17 protein-coding genes are annotated in these 16,803 nt (G+C 70.1%); 11 read left to right on the forward strand and 6 right to left on the reverse strand.

Annotation, left to right across the window (positions count from 1 at the left end):
- Positions 1-88 precede the first annotated feature (88 nt).
- The 4 genes from IAI58_RS01030 to IAI58_RS01045 all read left to right on the forward strand — a co-directional run bounded on the left by IAI58_RS01030 (position 89) and on the right by IAI58_RS01045 (position 3,853).
- Entirely contained in the window at positions 89-1,072 is a 984-nt protein-coding gene (locus tag IAI58_RS01030; RefSeq protein WP_207447893.1) for a Bug family tripartite tricarboxylate transporter substrate binding protein, read from the forward strand.
- Positions 1,073-1,119: 47 nt separating this feature from the next.
- Complete coding sequence (locus tag IAI58_RS01035; protein ID WP_207447895.1) at positions 1,120-1,602, forward strand: tripartite tricarboxylate transporter TctB family protein; 483 nt, start codon at positions 1,120-1,122, stop codon at positions 1,600-1,602.
- A gap of 3 nt (positions 1,603-1,605) precedes the next feature.
- Complete coding sequence (locus IAI58_RS01040; protein ID WP_207447897.1) at positions 1,606-3,153, forward strand: tripartite tricarboxylate transporter permease; 1,548 nt, start codon at positions 1,606-1,608, stop codon at positions 3,151-3,153.
- 379 nt (positions 3,154-3,532) lie between these two features.
- Positions 3,533-3,853, forward strand: coding sequence for a PEP-CTERM sorting domain-containing protein (locus IAI58_RS01045; protein WP_207447899.1), 321 nt, complete (start codon positions 3,533-3,535; stop codon positions 3,851-3,853).
- Here IAI58_RS01045 and IAI58_RS01050 read toward each other — a convergent pair.
- The gene (locus tag IAI58_RS01050) at positions 3,850-4,680 is read right to left on the reverse strand and encodes a siderophore-interacting protein (RefSeq protein WP_207447900.1); all 831 of its coding nucleotides are present in this window, start codon (positions 4,678-4,680) and stop codon (positions 3,850-3,852) included. The genes IAI58_RS01045 and IAI58_RS01050 overlap by 4 nt on opposite strands.
- 124 nt (positions 4,681-4,804) lie before the next feature.
- Between IAI58_RS01050 and IAI58_RS01055 the strand changes: the two genes are divergently transcribed.
- The 3 genes from IAI58_RS01055 to IAI58_RS01065 are packed head-to-tail and all read left to right on the forward strand — an operon-like array spanning position 4,805 to position 7,802.
- The gene (locus IAI58_RS01055) at positions 4,805-5,938 is read left to right on the forward strand and encodes an ABC transporter substrate-binding protein (protein WP_207447901.1); all 1,134 of its coding nucleotides are present in this window, start codon (positions 4,805-4,807) and stop codon (positions 5,936-5,938) included.
- A complete protein-coding gene (locus IAI58_RS01060; RefSeq protein WP_207447902.1) occupies positions 5,935-7,008 on the forward strand; it encodes a FecCD family ABC transporter permease in 1,074 nt (357 codons plus the stop codon). The genes IAI58_RS01055 and IAI58_RS01060 overlap by 4 nt, the downstream gene beginning before the upstream one ends.
- Positions 7,005-7,802 carry an ABC transporter ATP-binding protein gene (locus tag IAI58_RS01065; RefSeq protein WP_237182467.1) on the forward strand — a complete coding sequence of 266 codons (798 nt, stop codon included), beginning with the start codon at positions 7,005-7,007 and terminating at the stop codon, positions 7,800-7,802. The genes IAI58_RS01060 and IAI58_RS01065 overlap by 4 nt, the downstream gene beginning before the upstream one ends.
- Positions 7,803-7,872: 70 nt before the next feature.
- Here the strand turns inward: IAI58_RS01065 and IAI58_RS01070 are convergent, their stop codons facing one another.
- The 3 genes from IAI58_RS01070 to IAI58_RS01080 form a co-directional block, all read right to left on the reverse strand.
- The gene (locus tag IAI58_RS01070) at positions 7,873-8,940 is read right to left on the reverse strand and encodes a YsnF/AvaK domain-containing protein (protein WP_237182468.1); all 1,068 of its coding nucleotides are present in this window, start codon (positions 8,938-8,940) and stop codon (positions 7,873-7,875) included.
- Positions 8,941-8,945: 5 nt separating this feature from the next.
- A complete protein-coding gene (locus IAI58_RS01075; protein WP_207447903.1) occupies positions 8,946-9,383 on the reverse strand; it encodes a DUF2382 domain-containing protein in 438 nt (145 codons plus the stop codon).
- 106 nt (positions 9,384-9,489) lie between these two features.
- Positions 9,490-10,044, reverse strand: coding sequence for a hypothetical protein (locus IAI58_RS01080; RefSeq protein WP_207447904.1), 555 nt, complete (start codon positions 10,042-10,044; stop codon positions 9,490-9,492).
- A gap of 168 nt (positions 10,045-10,212) precedes the next feature.
- On the opposite strand from IAI58_RS01080, the gene IAI58_RS01085 reads away from it, so the two are divergent.
- Complete coding sequence (locus IAI58_RS01085) at positions 10,213-10,635, forward strand: DUF3830 family protein (protein ID WP_207447905.1); 423 nt, start codon at positions 10,213-10,215, stop codon at positions 10,633-10,635.
- 21 nt (positions 10,636-10,656) lie between these two features.
- Here the strand turns inward: IAI58_RS01085 and IAI58_RS01090 are convergent, their stop codons facing one another.
- On the reverse strand, positions 10,657-12,438 hold the full coding sequence (locus tag IAI58_RS01090) for a uracil-xanthine permease family protein (RefSeq protein ID WP_207447906.1): 1,782 nt from the start codon (positions 12,436-12,438) through the stop codon (positions 10,657-10,659).
- Between the two features lie 246 nt (positions 12,439-12,684).
- On the opposite strand from IAI58_RS01090, the gene IAI58_RS01095 reads away from it, so the two are divergent.
- Both IAI58_RS01095 and IAI58_RS01100 read left to right on the forward strand, forming a co-directional pair.
- Entirely contained in the window at positions 12,685-13,524 is an 840-nt protein-coding gene (locus tag IAI58_RS01095; protein ID WP_207447908.1) for a TrmH family RNA methyltransferase, read from the forward strand.
- Between the two features lie 77 nt (positions 13,525-13,601).
- Entirely contained in the window at positions 13,602-14,597 is a 996-nt protein-coding gene (locus IAI58_RS01100) for a Bug family tripartite tricarboxylate transporter substrate binding protein (RefSeq protein WP_207447910.1), read from the forward strand.
- A 108-nt stretch (positions 14,598-14,705) separates the two neighbouring features.
- On the opposite strand, the gene IAI58_RS01105 is transcribed toward IAI58_RS01100, so the two are convergent.
- The gene (locus tag IAI58_RS01105; protein ID WP_207447912.1) at positions 14,706-15,827 is read right to left on the reverse strand and encodes an acyltransferase family protein; all 1,122 of its coding nucleotides are present in this window, start codon (positions 15,825-15,827) and stop codon (positions 14,706-14,708) included.
- A 327-nt stretch (positions 15,828-16,154) separates the two neighbouring features.
- Between IAI58_RS01105 and IAI58_RS01110 the strand changes: the two genes are divergently transcribed.
- Positions 16,155-16,796, forward strand: a complete 642-nt coding sequence (locus tag IAI58_RS01110) for a DedA family protein (protein ID WP_207447914.1) — start codon at positions 16,155-16,157, stop codon at positions 16,794-16,796.
- Positions 16,797-16,803 lie beyond the last annotated feature (7 nt).

Below are 16,803 nucleotides of genomic sequence, written 5' to 3' on the forward strand. Positions count from 1 at the left end.
GTGCGAGGTTGCCGGATTGCCATTTGCCGGCGGCGTGTTCTTCGCGCAACCTGCGCAGACAGATCCAAGTAACGTGAGGAAACGAATCATGCTGGTCCGCCGTCAGTTCCTGGCCACCGCAACCCTGGCCGCCACGGGCGTCGCTGCCGGCCTGCCGCTGTTCTCCCGCCCCGCGCGGGCGGAGCAGGTCTTCTCCTCCATGAACGTCTTCGTGCCGGCCGGGCCTGGCGGGGGCTGGGACGGGCTGGGCCGCGCGATCGAGCAGGTGTCGCGCCAAGCGGGCCTGGTCGGCAGCTTCCAGTTCGAGAATGTCGGCGGCGCCGGCGGCACCGTGGGCCTGCCGCGCTTCGTGGCGCAGCGGCGCAGCCGGGGCGATTCGATCATGATCGGCGGCGCCATCATGGTGGGGGCGGTGCTGGCCAACCGCTCCCCGGTCGGGCTGAAGGACACCACGCCGCTGGCGCGGCTGATCACCGAGCCCGGTATCATCGTCGTGCCCGCCGAGAGCGACATCAAGGACATCAAGGGCCTGCTGGCGGCGCTGAAGGAGAATCCCGGCGGCACCTCGGTGGCCGGCGGCAGCGCGGGCGGCATCGACCATATCGTGCTGGGGCTGATGCTGAAGTCGCAGGGCCGCTCCGCCAAGGACGGCTCCTATGTCGCCTTCGCCGGCGGCGGGCCGGCCCAGGCCGCCATCCTGGGCGCGCAGGTCAAGGCCGGCATCTCCGGCATCTCCGAATTCGCCGAGCAGGTGAAGGCCGGCCGCATGCGCGCCCTGGCCACCACGGGCGAGACGCGCAGCCTGGACGGCGTGCCGACGCTGAAGGAGAGCGGCGTGGACATCGCCATGGGCAACTGGCGCGGCGTCTTCGGCCCGCCCGGCATGAAGCCGGCGGACAAGGAGAAGATGGTGAAGTTCTTCACCGACCTCGATGCCCTGCCGGCCTGGCGCGAGATGTGCGAGCGCCAGGGCTGGGAGCGCGCCCATCTCTCCGGCGACGCCTTCGCCGAGTTCCTGAAGCAGGACGAGGCGGCGACCGGAACCGTGCTGAAGGAGGTCGGCCTCGTCTGAGGCCGCCAGCGGAGGGAAGGCAGGGCGTGACTTCTTCAAGGACGGGCTTGCTGAAGCCCGGTGCCGGCCCCGATCTGGTGGCCGGCATCTTCGTCGTGCTGCTGGGCCTGCTCTGCCTCTGGCAGGCCAGCGTGATCCCGGCCACGCCACTCTATGCGCAGGTCGGGCCCAAATTCGTGCCCTACCTGATCGGCGCGCTGGTGGCGCTGATCGGCGCGGGGCTGGTGGTCGAGGCGCTGCGCGGCGGCTGGTCGGGCGGCATGGAGGAGGTGCGCGACGCGCCGCCCACCAACTGGCGGGCCCTCGGGCTGGTGGGCGCGGGGCTGGCCGCCAATCTCGTGCTGATCGACACGCTGGGCTTCGTCTTCGCCGCCACGGTGCAGTTCGCGCTGGTCTCAGCCGGCTTCGGCAGCCGCAACCTGCTGCGGGACGTGCTGATCGGGCTGGCCGTCGCGCTGGCTGCCTTCCTGGCCTTCGACAAGCTGCTGGGCGTCGATATCGGCGCCGGCATCCTGGAAGGGATCCTGTAGGCCATGGATGTCTGGACTGGGCTCGCCCTGGGCTTCGGCAATGCGCTCACCCTCACCAACATGGGCTGGGCGCTGCTCGGCTGCTTCCTCGGCACCGCCATCGGCGTGCTGCCGGGCATCGGCCCGGCGCTGACCATCGCGCTGCTGCTGCCCATCACCTTCCAGGTCTCGGCGACGGGTGCCTTCATCCTCTTCTGCGGCGTCTTCTACGGCGCCATGTATGGCGGCTCCACCACCTCCATCCTGCTGAACACGCCGGGCGAATCGGGCTCCATTATCACGGCGCTGGAAGGCGCCAAGATGGCCCGCAACGGCCGCGCGGGGCCGGCGCTCTATACGGCGGCGGTCGGCAGCTTCGTCGCCGGTACGATCGGCACGCTGGGCCTGTCCTTCCTCGGCCCGCTGGTGGTGGACCAGGCGCTGAAGCTGGGGCCGGCGGAATATTTCTCGCTGATGATCCTCTGCTTCGTCACCGTCTCGGCGGTGCTCGGCAGCTCGGCGCTGCGCGGGCTGGCCGCGCTGGGGCTGGGACTGATGCTCGGGCTGATCGGCATCGACCTGCAGACCGGCCAGCCGCGCATGACCTTCGGCGTCATCGAGCTGCTGGACGGCACCGACGTGGTGCTGGTGGCCGTCGCCCTCTTCGCGGTGGGCGAGACGCTCTACCTCGCCTGGCGCCACCATGACGCGAAGACGCAGGTGCGCGAGGTCGGGCGGCTGTCGATGTCGAAGGAGGACTGGAAGCGCTCGGTCGGCCCCTGGTTCCGCGGCGCGGCGCTGGGCTTTCCCTTCGGTGTCATGCCGGCCGGCGGCAGCGAGATGCCGACCATGCTGAGCTATTATTTCGAGCGCAAGCTGGTGCGGAAGAAATACGCCGGCGAGTTCGGCACCACCGGCGCCATCGAGGGCGTGGCGGGGCCGGAAGCCGCCAACAACGCCGCCGCCGCCGGCATCCTGGTGCCGATGCTGACGCTGGGCCTGCCGACCTCGGCGACCGCCGCCATCATGCTCTCAGCCTTCCAGTCCTATGGCATCCAGCCGGGACCGATGCTCTTCACCAGCCAGGCCGAGCTGGTCTGGACGCTGATTGCCTCGCTCTACATCGCCAATATCATGCTGGTGGTGCTGAACCTGCCGCTGGTGGGGCTCTGGGCGCGCATCCTGAAGATCCCGCAGCCGCAGCTCTATGCGGGCATCCTGGTCTTCGCCACCATCGGCACCTATGGCATCAGCAACAGCGTGGTGGATCTCGTCATCCTCTACACGCTGGGTGTCATCGCCATGTTCATGCGGCGCTTCGACTTCCCCACCGCGCCCGTGGTCATCGGCATGATCCTGGGCCCGATGGCGGAACAGGCGATGCGGCAGGCGCTGACCATCAGCCAGGGCGACTGGACCACCTTCGTCACCCGCCCCGTCTCGGTCTGCATCCTGATCCTGGCGCTGATCGCGCTGGTGGGGCCGCGCCTCTACGGCCTGGCCAGCCGCCGCCGCGCCCTGGCCGGGCATGCCGGGGCGCAGGGCCCCGTCGCCGGCCCGCCGCCGGGCTGAGGAAAAGGGCAGGCGGCGCAGGAATTCCGCCACCCGCCTGCCGTCGGCCGGGCCAAAGAACCGGAGGCCGCCGGAAGATCCGTCTTTCCGGCGGCCGTATCGGCCTCTCCCGCAGCGCGGATGTTCAACCTCCCCGGTACCGGCAGGCTGCGTCTCCGCGGCTTCCTGCCCGCCCCCGCCTTCGGTGCGTTCCAGTGGACCCGGCGGCCCGAACCAGGCCGGGGACCATGCTGCCGGCATCCCAGCCCATCTGGCAGGGCCGCCGTTGCCGCCCGGCCATCTCTCAACTAACTGTCATGGTCCAGCTTAGGCTTCCGGCACGGATCCTGCTTTCCTGCGGAACTCCAGCCTGATGTGACTGACAGCAAGGACTTCCCATATGCGCGCCTGGCTCCCGGTTTTCGCCATGGCCATAATTCTGCAACTGGCCTGCCCGGCCCCGGCCCATGCGACCCATACCCAGGCCGGCTTCACCGCCACGATGACCACCGGCACCGGCATGATGAAGGGCTGTTACGCCGGGTGCCGGAACAGCTTCGGCGCTGCGGATGCGCCGGCACCCCTTGAGATCGGGCACCTGATGGTGGCCCCCAGGCTGCCCGCCGTTCCGATGGATCTGCCCGAGCCCTCCTCGCTGCTGCTGCTGGGCTCAGGGCTGCTGATCACCGGCCTGGCGCGGCGGCGGCCGGGTTCCGCCTAATCCTCGATCCGCTCATGCGCGCCCATGCTGCCGCGCTTCCAGTAGCCGGCGGCCTTGACCTGGGCCTTGTCCAGCCCGTGCCGCTCCAGCAGCAGGGCGCGCAAGGCCCGCGCCACGGCGGATTCCGTGGCAACCCAGGCATGGCCTTCCCCCGCCGGCAGCCGCAATGCCTCCAGGGCGGCCAGCAGCGCATCGGGCGTGCCGGGCGCAGCGCCATCGCGATGCAGCCAGGTGACGCTGACATCCGCCGCCGAGGGAAACGGCTGCTCCTCCGCCGCCGAGGGAAACGGCTGCTCCTCCGCCGCATCCGCCACCTCCGCCAGCACGATGGCGCGGGCGCCGGCGGGCAGCTCCCGTAGCCGGCGGGCGATGGCTGGCAGTGCCGTCTCGTCCCCCACCAGCAGATACCAGTCATATTCCGGCAGGACGAAGGAGCCGCGCGGGCCGCCGATGCCCAGGAACCGCCCCGGCGCCGCCTGGGCCGCCCAGGTCGAGGCCGGCCCCTCCCCATGCAGCACGAAATCGATCTCCAGCTCGCTCCAGCTGAAGCGGCGCGGCGTGTAGTCGCGGCTGTCCGGGCGCTCGCCCTCGGGGAAGACGGGGCCGTTCGGGCCGGGGGTGGGCAGCACCGGGCGCTCCTGCCCCGGCGCGGGGAAGAAGACCTTCACATGGTCGTCGAAACCGGCGCTGGTGAAGCCCTCCAGTTCGGGCCCGCCCAGCGTGACGCGGCACAGATGCGGGGTGGGCCGCTCCACCCGCAGCACCTGCAGGAGGCGGAAGCGCAGGGGGTGGCGGATACGCGTGGGGATGCGGACGGTGACACTCATGCCGGATTCTCCATCCGGACCGGCCAGCAGGCCAGAGCCGGGCAGCGTTTGATATTGCAAATCGTTCTCATAAGGTCTAGCCCGCCATCCGGTTGGCCCCTGCCTTCTTCCGGAGATCCGCACGATGCTTCGCCGCGTCCTGGCCACTGCCGTCTGTGGCCTTGCCCTGCTTGCCACCTCGCTGCCGGCCGCCCGGGCGGGCAGCGTCACCGACCTCGCCGGCCGGCAGGTGGACATACCGGCCAAGGTCGAGCGCATCATCCTCGGCGAGAGCCGGCTGCTCCCCGTGCTGGCCATTCTGGAGAAGGGCGACCCGACCGCGCGCCTCGTCGGCATGCAGGACGACCTGCGGCAGCTCGACCCGCAGACCTATGCCCAGTTCAAGACCGTCGCGCCGAAGCTGGACAGCATCCCCCGCCTGGGACGCAGCGCCGCCGAGACCTTCTCGGTCGAGCGCGCCATCGGCACCGTGCCGGATCTCGCCATCTTCGGCGTCTCCGGCCATGGCCCGGGCAGCCAGTCCCGCCAGGTGATCGACGCGCTGGAGGCGGCGGGCACCAAGATCGTCTTCATCGACTTCCGCACCGACCCGCTGGCCAATACCCCCCGCTCCATGCTGGTGCTGGGCGAGGCCCTGGGCCGGCAGGCGGAGGCGCGGGCCTTCGTCGAGGAGTGGGAGAAGCAGCTGAAGCTGGTGACGGACCGGCTGGCCGAGGCCAGGCCGGAGAAGCCGCGCGTCTTCCTGGAGAGCCGCGTCGGCTTCTCCGAGGATTGCTGCGACACCATGGCACGCACGATGATGGCGCATTTCCTGGATGCGGCGGGGGCCGAGAACCTGGGCGCCGCGCTGTTGCCCGGCGCCACCGGCAAGGTCTCGCTGGAGAAGCTGCTGACCGACCAGCCGCAATACTGGGTGGGCACCGCCGTCGGCCGCCCGGGCGCGGCGCAGGAACCCGGCCATCCCCGCATCGCCCTCGGCAATGGCGCGACGGCCGAGGAGGCGCGCGCCACCCTGGCCGCCGCCCTGGCCCGGCCGGGCGTGAAGGAGCTGGAGGCGGTGCGGCAGGGCCGCGCCATGGCCATCTGGCACAACTTCTACAACTCGCCCTTCAATGTCGTGGCCGTGCAGGCCCTGGCGAAGTGGCTGCACCCCGATCTCTTCGCCGACCTCGACCCCGAGGCGACGATGAAGATGCTCTATGAGCGCTTCCAGCCCGTGCCGCTGACCGGCCTCTACTGGGTGGAAGCCGGGCGGTGAGCGGACACAGCATCGCGGCCGAGGCCCCTGCCCCAGAGAGCCTCGCCAGCGGCTATGCCGGCTTCGTCCGCCGGCGCGTCATCCTGCTGGCGCTGCTGGCCCTGGCGCTGGTGGCCGCGCTGCTGGCCGATATCGCCACCGGCCCGGCGCAGTTGACGCTGTCCACGGTGATCTCCGGCATCATCGACCCGGAGAGCCTGCCCCGGCCGATCCAGGTGATCCTGTGGAATGTGCGCCTGCCCTACGCCATCATGGCGGTGCTGGTGGGCGCGGCGCTCGGCCTCTCGGGCGCCGAGATGCAGACGGTGCTGAACAACCCGCTGGCCAGCCCCTTCACGCTGGGCGTCTCGGCCGCGGCCACGCTTGGCGCCTCGCTGGTGATCGTGACGGGCCTCGCGCCCTTCGGCGTGCCGCAGCATTTCGCGGTGCCCGTGGGCGCCTTCGCCTTCGCCGCCGGCGCCGCCGTGCTGGTGCAGGCCCTGGCGCGGATGCGCGGCACGGGCGTGGATACGGTGGTGCTCTTCGGCATCGCCCTGGTCTTCGCGCTGAATGCCGCCGTGGCGCTGCTGCAGTTCGTCGCCGATGCCGAGACGCTGCAGCAGATCGTCTTCTGGGGCATGGGCAGCCTGGCCCGCGCCACCTGGGCAAAGATCGCCGTGGTGGCCGCCGTGCTGGCGCTCTGCCTGCCCTTCTCGATGCTGAACGTCTGGAAGATGACGGCGCTGCGGGCGGGCGAGGCGCAGGCCGAATCGCTGGGCATCGACACCGCGCGCCTGCGGCTGGTGGTGATGCTGCGGGCCAGCCTGCTGGCCTCGGCGGCGGTCGCCTTCGTCGGCACCATCGGCTTCGTGGGGCTGGTCGGCCCGCATATGGCGCGGCTGCTGCTGGGCGAGGACCATCGCTTCTTCCTGCCCGGCGCCGCCCTGGCGGGCGCCCTGGTGCTGTCGCTGGCCTCCATCGCCTCCAAGCTGCTGGTGCCCGGACTGATCATCCCGGTGGGCATCGTCACCTCCCTGGTGGGCGTGCCGCTCTTCCTGGCGCTGCTCTTCGGCCGGGGACGCGGGCAATGAGCGCCGCCATGCCCGGCCTGCTGCTGCGCGGCGTCACCGCCGGCTATCGCAACCGTCGCGTCATCGAAGATTTCAGCCTGCCGCCGCTGCCGCCGGGCACGCTGCTGGGGCTGCTGGGGCAGAATGCCGCCGGCAAGTCCACGCTGCTGCGCGGCATCGCCGGGTTGGGCCGCGCCCAGGGCGAGATCCTGCTGGACGGCACCTCCCTCCCCGGCCTTTCCGCCGCCCGCCGCGCGGCGCTGGTGGGCTACCTTCCGCAGAGCCTGCCGCCCTCCAGCCCGCTGGTGGCCTATGAGGCCGTGCTCTCCGCCTGCCGCGCCGTGCGGGGCGACCTGAGCCACCGCCAGGCCGAGGCCGCTATCGCCCGCGCCTTCGAGACGCTGGGCATCACCCATCTGGCGCTGCGGCGGATGAACGAGCTTTCCGGCGGCCAGCGGCAGATGGTGGGGCTGGCGCAGGTGATGGTGCGGGAACCACGCCTGCTGCTGCTGGACGAGCCCACCAGCGCGCTGGACCTGCGCTGGCAGCTTTCGGTGGTGCAGGCTGTGCGGGACGCCGTGCGCGCGAGCGGCGCGATCGGCATCGTCGCCATCCATGACATCAACCTGGCGATCCGCGCCTGCGACCAGGTTGCGGTGCTGGCCAAGGGCCGGCTGCTGGCCGTGGGCGCGCCGGCCGAGGTGGTGACGCCCGAGGTGCTGGCGGAATCCTTCGGCGTCGCCAGCCGCGTGGAATCCTGCAGCCAGGGCGTGCCCGTGGTGCTGGTGGACCGCGCCCTGCCCCTGCCGCACTGACGCCCCGGCGGGCGCCGGCATTCCTGGGCCGGCGCCCGCGCGCCTCATGCGACTGGTGACGCGCGCCGGGTCAGACCTTGCCGGCGGTGCCCGACGTGTCCGTGGTGCCGGTTGTGCCCGGCGTCCCGGTGCCCTTCGTGCCGCGGGTATCCTCCACCTCCACATCCTGGCGCCGCACGGTCTCCTTCACCGTCTCGGTATGCTCGGTCGCTCCCTTGTTGATGGCGACCTCGCCGACCACCCGGGCCTCCTTCGAGACCACGGGCTCCTCGCGGTGCTCTACCGCCTCGATGGTCTGCTCGCGGAAGGCATTGTCAGCATCGCTCAGCGGGCGGTCCACGGTGCGGCGCTCCACCTCCACATATTCCTCACGCAGCGAGACCTGCTCGGTGACCGGTGTCTCGATGACATAGGAGCGGACCCGGATGCGGCCATGCTCGGTATCGCGCTTGCCGACGCGCAGCTTCTCCTCGACGATGGGGATGACGCCTTCCTCGCCGACACGGGCCTCGCCCGCGCCGACCGTACCGGCGGCGCGAAGGCCGCTGGTCTCCATCCCCGCCGATACGCCGCCAGGGGCAGAGCCTGCGGCCGTGCCGCCGCCCGCCGTCACCCCGGCACTGGTGCCGGGGCCGCTCTCCGCGCGCGCGCCGGCACCCGTGCCCAGGCCAGCATCCGCCCCGATGCCGGTGCCCATGGCCGCCCCGGTGCGGAGGTCACCGCCCATGCGCCCGCCGGTATCCGTGGCTGTGCCGGCCCCGGCCGCCGGCTGATAGCCCTGCCAGCCGCTGTCGCGCCATTCCTGCTCCCGTGCATCGAGATCGACGGCGCCATGTGCCTCGAAGACATCCATGGCATGGGCGACCTGATTCTCGTCGAGTTCCACGGCCAGCAGATAGCCGCCGCGGCGGATGCCTTCGGAAAAGACGTAACGATCCTCCTCCGGCAGGAAGAGGTTCTTCAGCGAGGCCCAGAAGCCCTCATTCTCGCCTGCACCCGGGGCCAGGGTGCCCGTGATGCTCTCGCCGCCTTGCAGCGTGATCCGGCTGGGCTCCACCCCGTCCTGGGCGACGAGATGGTCGATGACCGCTTCCGCGGCCTCTCGCGTATCGAAAAGGCCAGTAATGGTTCGCGTCATCTTACTTATTCCTCAGAATGCGGAGTTGATTCCGGTGAGTCCTGATGTGCAGAACTGTCCGGCCCGTCGGATATCAGCCTCTCAACAACCGAATTCTGAACGCGCCGTTCCACCACCTGCTCGACGTTTTCTTCATTTTCATGAAAACGCAGGTGAATTTCTTCTTTGAGGAAAAGTTTCTTTACTACAACAAGAACTTCCTCGACGACCGGGATGATCACTACGCCATCCTCTTCCCGCGTCACGGGAAGCTGGTCGACCTCCTGCCCCACGGGGACACGCGTCACCTCGGCGCTGCGGCTGCGGAGGGTCTCCCGCACCACCTCCTCCACCGTCTCCGTCCGCACGGAGACGCGGACGCGGCCCGATTCCCGGAGCCGCTTCCCGACATGGATCTTCTCCTCGCTGAGCGGGAGCACGGTCCCGGGCCGTTCTGCCGGCATGACGCCTCACCTCCCGCGCTGAACCCTGTCAACGCGCGGGCCCTGCCGCTGGTTCCGGCGGGCATGGTGGCGATATCCCCGCCCCGCCTGCCCCGCTCCGCGCGTCTCAGCGCGGCGTGGAATCCTTGATGTAGGAGCGGATGCGGCCATCGCCGATGCTCTCGTCGCGCCGCCCGCCGCGCGCCGCCGCCTCAGGATTCGCCGCCATGCCGCCCGGGGCGGCGCCGGTGGACGGCCCGCCAGCCACATTGCCGATGCCCATCCCCGTGGCCACGCCGATCCCGGCGACCGGGGCCTGGGTTGGCGGCTGGTAGCCCCTCCAGCCCTCAGCCCGCCATTGTGCCTGCCGGGCGTCGAAATCGATCGCGCCATGGGTCTCGAAGACGAGCATCACATGCGGGATCTTGTCCTCCGGCAATTCGACGGAAACGACATAGCCGCCGCGGCGGATGGCCTCCGAATAGGCATGCCGGTCCTGGTCCGGCACGAAGAGGTGCAGGAGTGAGATCCAGATTCCCTGATGCTCGAAGCCGTCATCCGCCTTGGCCCGGCCGTGCAGCACGACCCGGCTTCGGTCGACCTCGTCATGGCTGATCAGGTGGTGGATGACCGATTCGGCGGCCCCGCGCGTGTCGAAGAGGCCGGTGACGGTACGGATCATGGCGATGCTCCCTCAGCCCACAGGGCCCTCGCCCCGCGGCGGCGTGCTGGATGTTCCCTGCCAAGGAAACCTCTTCCCAGCGTGGTCGTTGCAGAGGGCCCGCGTGACGCTGGCCGGCCGCCGGCACGGCGGCTAGAGAAGAGGCTTCTTCCGCACAGGAGACCAGCCTTGGCCGACATCCGCATCGACATCGGCGGCGAGATCTTTTCCGCGCGTTTCGAGGAGGAGGCCGCGCCGAAGACCGTGGCGCGCTTCCGCACCATGCTGCCCTATCGCGACCGCATCATCCATGTGCGCTGGAGCGGCGAGGCCTGCTGGATTCCGATGGGCGAGCGCGACCTGGGCGTGGGCTTCGAGAACGCCACCAGCTACCCGGCGCCGGGTCAGGTGATCGTCCATCCCGGCCATGTCTCCAACATGAGCGAGACGGAGATCCTGGTGGCCTATGGCCCCTGCTGCTTCGCCAGCAAGGCCGGCCAGCTGGCCGGCAACCACTTCCTGACCATCACCGGAGACCTGGACCGGCTGGCCAGTATCTGCCGCAGCGTGCTGTGGGACGGCGCCAAGGACATCACCTTCAGCGCCGGCTGATGCCGCGGGGGCGGGGCGGCCCTAGTTGCTGATGGACAGTTGCAGCTCCGCCGTCTCGCCGCGCTGGCTGGCGCGCACCCGGTCCGCCAGCCTGACGATCATCAGCGCGGAAAGCTGACGCATGGCATCGTCCAGATCCTCTTCCTCCGCCTCCAGCATCGCCGCCATGTCGGGGGCGGCGCCGGGCTCCAGCCGCAGCGCGCGGCCGCGATAGGAGAGGGTGCTGACCAGGCTGAATTCATCGAAGCTGGTGGTCAGGGTGACGGGCCCGCCGACCCCCATCTCCCGCAGCGCCTCCAGCGCCTCCCCCACGGCATAGCCCGCGCGCAGCACGGTATCCTGCCGCACGCCCCAGAGCTTGCCGCTGAATTCCAGCGCCTCCTGCGCGGCCTGGGCCTCGCGCTCGGGCGGCAGGACCTGCCGGTGCGTCTGGCGGATGCCGATGCGGAAGAGGGCATTCAGCGCCACCGCCGCGATGGCGCCCACCGTCAGGCCGGAGGCCAGGATCACCCGGCTCCACTCCGGCGCCTCCTGGCTGAGCTGCGGCACCAGCATCACCGCCGTGCCCAGCACCACGGCCAGCCCCACCGTGAAGCTGCGCCGCGCGTTCATCATGCGCGACATGATCAGGTCCATGCCGGCCGTGATCATGTAGGCGGCTGTATAGAGCAGGATGCCGCCCACGACGGGCGCCGGGGTCAGCGCCAGCAGCCCCGCCACGGGCGGGAAGAAGGCGGCCAGGATCAGCGCCAGCCCCGCGACCGTCCCCACCCGCCGCGCGGCGATGCCGGTGGCATGCACCAGGCCGATATTGGCGGAGGAGGAGGAGCCCGGCAGCGTGCCGGTGCAGCCGAAGAGGATCTGCGTGATGCCCACGCCGGTGATGGCGCGCCCCACCATCGGCATATCCGCCCGCCGCCAGTTGGCATCCGTCAGCCGGTCCATCGACAGCGTGCTGGCGAACTGGTCCATGATGGTGATGAACTGCGAGAGCAGGATCACCAGCACCGCCACCGGGTGGAATTCCGGCCAGGGCAGTTGCAGGCCCAGCACCGGCACGGCCAGCAGCGGCATCTCCGGCAGGCCGCCTGTGGGCAGCGAGCCGGTCAGGGCCGCGACCAGCGTGCCCACCACCGCGCCCGCCAGCATGGCCACCCGGCGCCAGCCGGGCGAGCCCCAGACGGCGATACCGACCATGCAGGCCACGGTCGCCGCCGCGGCCAGCGCCGCGGGGCCGGAGAAGGCCTGCCCCTCCCCCGTCAGCCCCACGCTGCGGGAGACGCCGCCGGTGACGAGGGTGATGCCGAGCATCAACACCACCACGCCGATCACCTCCGGCGGGAAGACCGGGCGCAGGCGGGGGATGAGGCGGGCCATGGCCACCGTTGCCAGCCCGGCGATGATGGTGGCGCCCATGGTGGCGGCCAGCCCGAATTGCAGCGTCACGGCGATGTGGATAGGCAGCCGGCTGGGGCCGGGGATGGTGACCAGCAGCATGCCGGCGCTGAAGCGCGTGGGCAGGGATTGCAGCAGCGTGCCGCAGCCCATCACCAGCACGGTGGCGCTGACGAAGCCGATGGTCTGCCCGGCATCCAGCCCCATGCCCTGGGCGGCGATGACGGCATAGAGCGCGAAGATCAGCGCCAGCAGCGCATGCTGCAGCCCCATGCCGAGCAGCACGGGAAGGGGCGGCTTCTCCTCGGTTGTATAGACGAAATCCTCGGGCCGTTTGCGGTTGCCGGGCACCGGGCGCGGGAAGAGGCGGTCCAGCCAGCCAGCCGGCCCCGCCCAACCCCGGCGCATGAGCGGAAGGGCGCCGCCAGCCGGGGGCTGCGGTGCGGGCCCGCTTGCCGGCCTTTGCGACGGACTGGCAAGCATGCGGCAACCCTCCCCGGCATGATCCGGCGCCGCCGTCATGCGGCACCTTGGCCATCATCGGACATTCCGCCCCTGCACGAAAAGGTGTTTCGCACCGCGCAGCTTCCGCTCATTGCGCGAAAGCGCGCAAACCTCTTGGCGAAGCCGCGCCGGAGGGGCAGAGACGCGCGCATGACCCAGCCGCCGCGCCGCGCGCCCTTCCCCCCCCGGCCCGCCCGCCCGCCCGAGCCCGAGCCGTTTCAGCCCCGCCCCGCTCAGCCGCGCCCGCCCCAGGCCCGTGGGCCGGAGCCTGACCGCATCTGCGGCCCGGCCGCCGTCGCGGCGGTCTTCGCGCGCCGGCCGCAGGCGGTGATGCGGCTGTTCTACGTGCCCGCGCGCCGGCTGGAGGCCGGGCCCTTCTGCGCCCAGCTCGCCCGCGCCCGGAAGCCCTACCGGGAGGTTCCGGCGAAGGAGCTGGAGAAGATCGCCGGCACCGCGCATCACGGCGGCATCGTCGCCATCGCCGTGCCCCGCGTCGTGCCCGCCCTGCCGGCGCCCGAGGCCCTGCCGGCCGACCTGCTGCCGGTGCTGGACGGCATCGGCAATCCGCACAATCTCGGCGCCATCGCCCGCTCGGCCGCCTTCTTCGGCTGTCAGGCGCTGGTGATCTCAGGCGACCCACGCCAGGCCGGGCTTTCGGATTCCGCCTGGCGCACCAGCGAGGGCGGGCTGGAGGCCCTCTCCCTCTACCGCGCCGCGGATCTGCCGGCGGCACTCGCCGCGCTGGCGCCCCGCTTCCTGACCGTGGCCGCCGTGGCACGGGGCGGGGAGACGCCGGAGGCCATCCTGCGCGATGACGACCCCCGCCCTATCGCCCTGGTGCTGGGCAACGAGGAACAGGGCCTGGCCGAGACTACCATCGCCGCCTGCGCCCGCCGCGTCACGCTGCCGGGCTCAGGCACGGTGGAGAGCCTGAATGTTTCGGTGGCGGCGGCGGTCCTGATGCATGCTTTGCGCCGCCGTGGAAGCTGATACCGGCACACAACCTCTTGCTCTCGGGAAAGAGAGGGACGACATGAAAGGGAAATCAGACGGAGACTGCTGAAGCCATGACTATCCGCCGTCGCGCCATACTGGGCGCCGCCGTCAGCCTGCCCTTCGCCCCCGCCGTGCTGCGGGCACAGCCAGCCTTCCCGTCCCGCACCATGCGCCTCGTGGTGCCCTTCGCCGCCGGCGGTTCAGTCGACCTGACCGGGCGGCTGATCGCCGAGCGACTCCAGTCCGTCCTGGGCCAGACCATGGTGGTCGACAACCGCGGCGGCGCCGGCGGCAACCTGGGCGCGGCCGAGGCGGCGCGGTCGGAGAAGGACGGGCATACCCTGCTGCTGGCCTCGGCCTCCATCCTGGCAGCCAACAAGTTCCTCTACACCAAGTCCATGCCGATCGACCCGATCAAGGACCTGGCGCCGGTGACGCGCGTGACCACCGGCACGGTGTTCATGACGGTCAATGCGAACAGCCCCTACAAGACCTTCGACGACGTCATCAAGGCGGCGCGGAAGGACCCGGGCAAACTCACCATGGGCTCCTCCGGCACCGGCACCATCAGCCACCTGACCATCGCCAAGGTCTGCAAGGCGACGGGCGTGGACATCACCCATGTGCCCTATCGCGGCGGCGCGCCGGCCCTGCAGGACCTGCTCTCCGGCAATATCGACATGATGTTCGACGTCATTCCGCTGGCGATGTCGAATGTGCGCGAAGGCCGCCTCCGCGTGCTGGCTGCCGCCAGTGCCGACCGCGTGACCTATTCGCCCGAGCTGAAGGACGTGCCGGGCATGAAGGAGCTGCTGCCGGGCAGCGGCATCGACATGCAGTCCTGGTATGGCATGAACGTGCCGGCCGGCGTGCCGCAGGACCGCATCGCCATCCTGCACAAGGCCATCGCCCAGGTCGTGGATACCGATGAGTTCCGCGCCAAGATGGAGCCGAATGGCTTCACCACCGTGGTGGACCCCTCCCCCGAGGCCTATGGCGCCTACCTGCTGGAGCAGGAGAAGCTGTGGAAGGGGCTGGTGGAGGAATCGGGCGCGAGCCTGGACTGAGGACAGACGCCGCCGGAGTGCCCGGCCTTCGGTCGGGCCATTCCGGCGCGGGTGCCACGGCACCCTGCCAAAGCGGCCGCGCCTGATCCGGCGCGGCCTGGAACCGCCTCAGGATTTGCCGGCCTGCTTCAGCAGCGGCATGTCGCCGGGGCGCGGAAACCGGTGCCGGAACATCTTCTGGCCCGGCGCCTCGATGAAGGCGTAGCAGGCGGCCGATGCCGCGGCCACGACGGAGAAATGCACGGCCACGGCCACGGCCATGGCCGCCTCCTGCCCGATGGGTCCGGCCAGCCGGGGCTCGAGCGCCAGGGGGATCCGCTGCAGCATGCCGTGGACGAGATAGAGGGCGAAGGACCAGCGCCCGAGGCTGTGCACGACCGGATTGGAGAAGAGCCGGGCCAGCCAGCCCTTGTTGCAGGACAATACGAGCACAAGCGCAGGGAAGAGCGGGAAGAGCAGCAGGTCCGGCACCTTCCAGGCCAGCCCGGCCACGAGGGCCAGGCAGACGGCGATGCCCAGCGCGTCATTCCCCGCCCAGCGGTCGAGGCTTCCCCTGGCGAAGACGCGATGGATCAGCATGCCCGCCATGAAGCCGGCCAGGCAGCGCAGCACGGGCAGGCCCCAGTCGTGCTTCCAGATGTTGAGGCTGAAATCGGCGGCCGCCCCAAGCCATGAGGCCAGCCAGGCCAGGCCGACCAGCGACAGCATGATGCCACAGGCCAGGCCGAGAAGGATCCTGCCGCCGCTCCTGGCGAAGAGCGGCACCAGGAGGGGAAAGGCGAGATAGGCGAAGAATTCCGCGCTGACCGACCAGGTCGGGATGATGATGGAAGGGCCCAGCCCCCAGACCTGTGCCATCGACAGGTTCAGCGCGAAGACATCGGGGGTGATGGGCGCCGGAACGGCATGGCCGGTGAATCCGGCCTCGGCCAGCCGCAGGCCGACATAGAGAAGAAGAACCACCAGGTAGAGCGGGTAGATGCGCGCGATGCGCCGGAGCATGAAATCCGAGAAGTCCTGCGAGCGCCAGGGCCTCATGAAGAAGTGCTGATACCGGAGCATGATCATGAAGCCGCTGAGGACGAAGAAGACATCGACGCTCAGATACAGTTGCTGGTGCCATTCGGCCTGTTGCGCCGCCCCGTTATCGAAAACTTCCTGGAGGTGATAGGCGGCGACAAGCAAGGCGGCGATGCCACGCAGCCCAGTCAGCGAGCGGATTTCCTGCACCTGGCTTCTCCGGCGGTCCCACGCAGGCAGGGTTCCCCGCTCCTGCAACACTCAGCTTGGTCTTCGCCCGGTTGGTAGCAGCGGCTGCCGGTTCTTTCTAGATAAAGCGGGTCAATTTTAATGTGAATATTAAATCATAAATCAATATCAGCTTATATATCCTGATAAATTTACGCCAAAAGAAAATTTATACTCGTCTCATCAAGCATTATTGTCCCGCCCCTGCTGTGATTGCCACCTGCCGGGGCCGGAAAAGGGTTCACAAGATTTGCGGCATCCCAATGATCGCCGCTGGCACCGGCCCCGCCGACCTGTTACCGCACCTCCATGTTGGAAGATTGGACAGCGGCCTTCGAGGCCTGGGTGCGTGCCCACGCGGCATGGGGCGCGGCGATCACCTTTTTGATCGCCTTCCTGGAATCCTTTCCCATCGTCAGCATCATCGTGCCCTCGACGGCCCTGTTGCTGGGCATCGGCGCGCTGATCGGCACCGGCATGCTCGACCCGCTGCCCGTGCTGCTGGCCTGCATGGCCGGCGGCATCCTGGGCGATGCCACCGGCTACTGGCTGGCACGTGCCATCGGCGCGCGCGCGGTGCGCCGCCACCTGCCGCTTTCCTGCCGCCGGGCCTATGCCTGGGGCGTGGTGGTATTCCGCCGCTGGGGCTGGTGGGCGGTCTTCGTCGGCCGCTTCCTGGGTCCGGTGCGGGCCGTGGCGCCCCTGGTGGCCGGCGTCACCGGCATGGGGGAACGCGCCTTCCAGAGCGCCAATATCCTCTCCGCCATCCTCTGGGCGCCGCTGATGCTGATGCCCGGCAGCATCGGCGCCTGGCTGGCGCGGCGGCTCGGGCAGGAGCCGGACCCGCTGACCATCGGCCTGGCCCTGGCCGGTGTGGTGCTGCTCTGGCTGGGCTGGCAAAGGCTGCGACCCGTCCTTACCGCCGTCTCGGGAGGCCGCCTGCCGCGCTGACCACGGC

The sequence above is a fragment of the Roseomonas marmotae genome (genome assembly GCF_017654485.1).
Taxonomy (GTDB): domain Bacteria; phylum Pseudomonadota; class Alphaproteobacteria; order Acetobacterales; family Acetobacteraceae; genus Pseudoroseomonas; species Pseudoroseomonas marmotae.

Coding starts and splice junctions, on each gene's coding strand:
- IAI58_RS01065 (WP_237182467.1), top strand. CDS start 7,005: ATGAGCGCCGCCATGCCCGGCCTGCTGCTGCGCGGCGTCACCGCCGGC.
- IAI58_RS01030 (WP_207447893.1), top strand. CDS start 89: ATGCTGGTCCGCCGTCAGTTCCTGGCCACCGCAACCCTGGCCGCCACG.
- IAI58_RS01040 (WP_207447897.1), top strand. CDS start 1,606: ATGGATGTCTGGACTGGGCTCGCCCTGGGCTTCGGCAATGCGCTCACC.
- IAI58_RS01070 (WP_237182468.1), bottom strand. CDS start 8,940: ATGACGCGAACCATTACTGGCCTTTTCGATACGCGAGAGGCCGCGGAA.
- IAI58_RS01110 (WP_207447914.1), top strand. CDS start 16,155: ATGTTGGAAGATTGGACAGCGGCCTTCGAGGCCTGGGTGCGTGCCCAC.
- IAI58_RS01075 (WP_207447903.1), bottom strand. CDS start 9,383: ATGCCGGCAGAACGGCCCGGGACCGTGCTCCCGCTCAGCGAGGAGAAG.
- IAI58_RS01050 (WP_207447900.1), bottom strand. CDS start 4,680: ATGAGTGTCACCGTCCGCATCCCCACGCGTATCCGCCACCCCCTGCGC.
- IAI58_RS01045 (WP_207447899.1), top strand. CDS start 3,533: ATGCGCGCCTGGCTCCCGGTTTTCGCCATGGCCATAATTCTGCAACTG.
- IAI58_RS01055 (WP_207447901.1), top strand. CDS start 4,805: ATGCTTCGCCGCGTCCTGGCCACTGCCGTCTGTGGCCTTGCCCTGCTT.
- IAI58_RS01100 (WP_207447910.1), top strand. CDS start 13,602: ATGACTATCCGCCGTCGCGCCATACTGGGCGCCGCCGTCAGCCTGCCC.
- IAI58_RS01080 (WP_207447904.1), bottom strand. CDS start 10,044: ATGATCCGTACCGTCACCGGCCTCTTCGACACGCGCGGGGCCGCCGAA.
- IAI58_RS01090 (WP_207447906.1), bottom strand. CDS start 12,438: ATGCGCCGGGGTTGGGCGGGGCCGGCTGGCTGGCTGGACCGCCTCTTC.
- IAI58_RS01095 (WP_207447908.1), top strand. CDS start 12,685: ATGACCCAGCCGCCGCGCCGCGCGCCCTTCCCCCCCCGGCCCGCCCGC.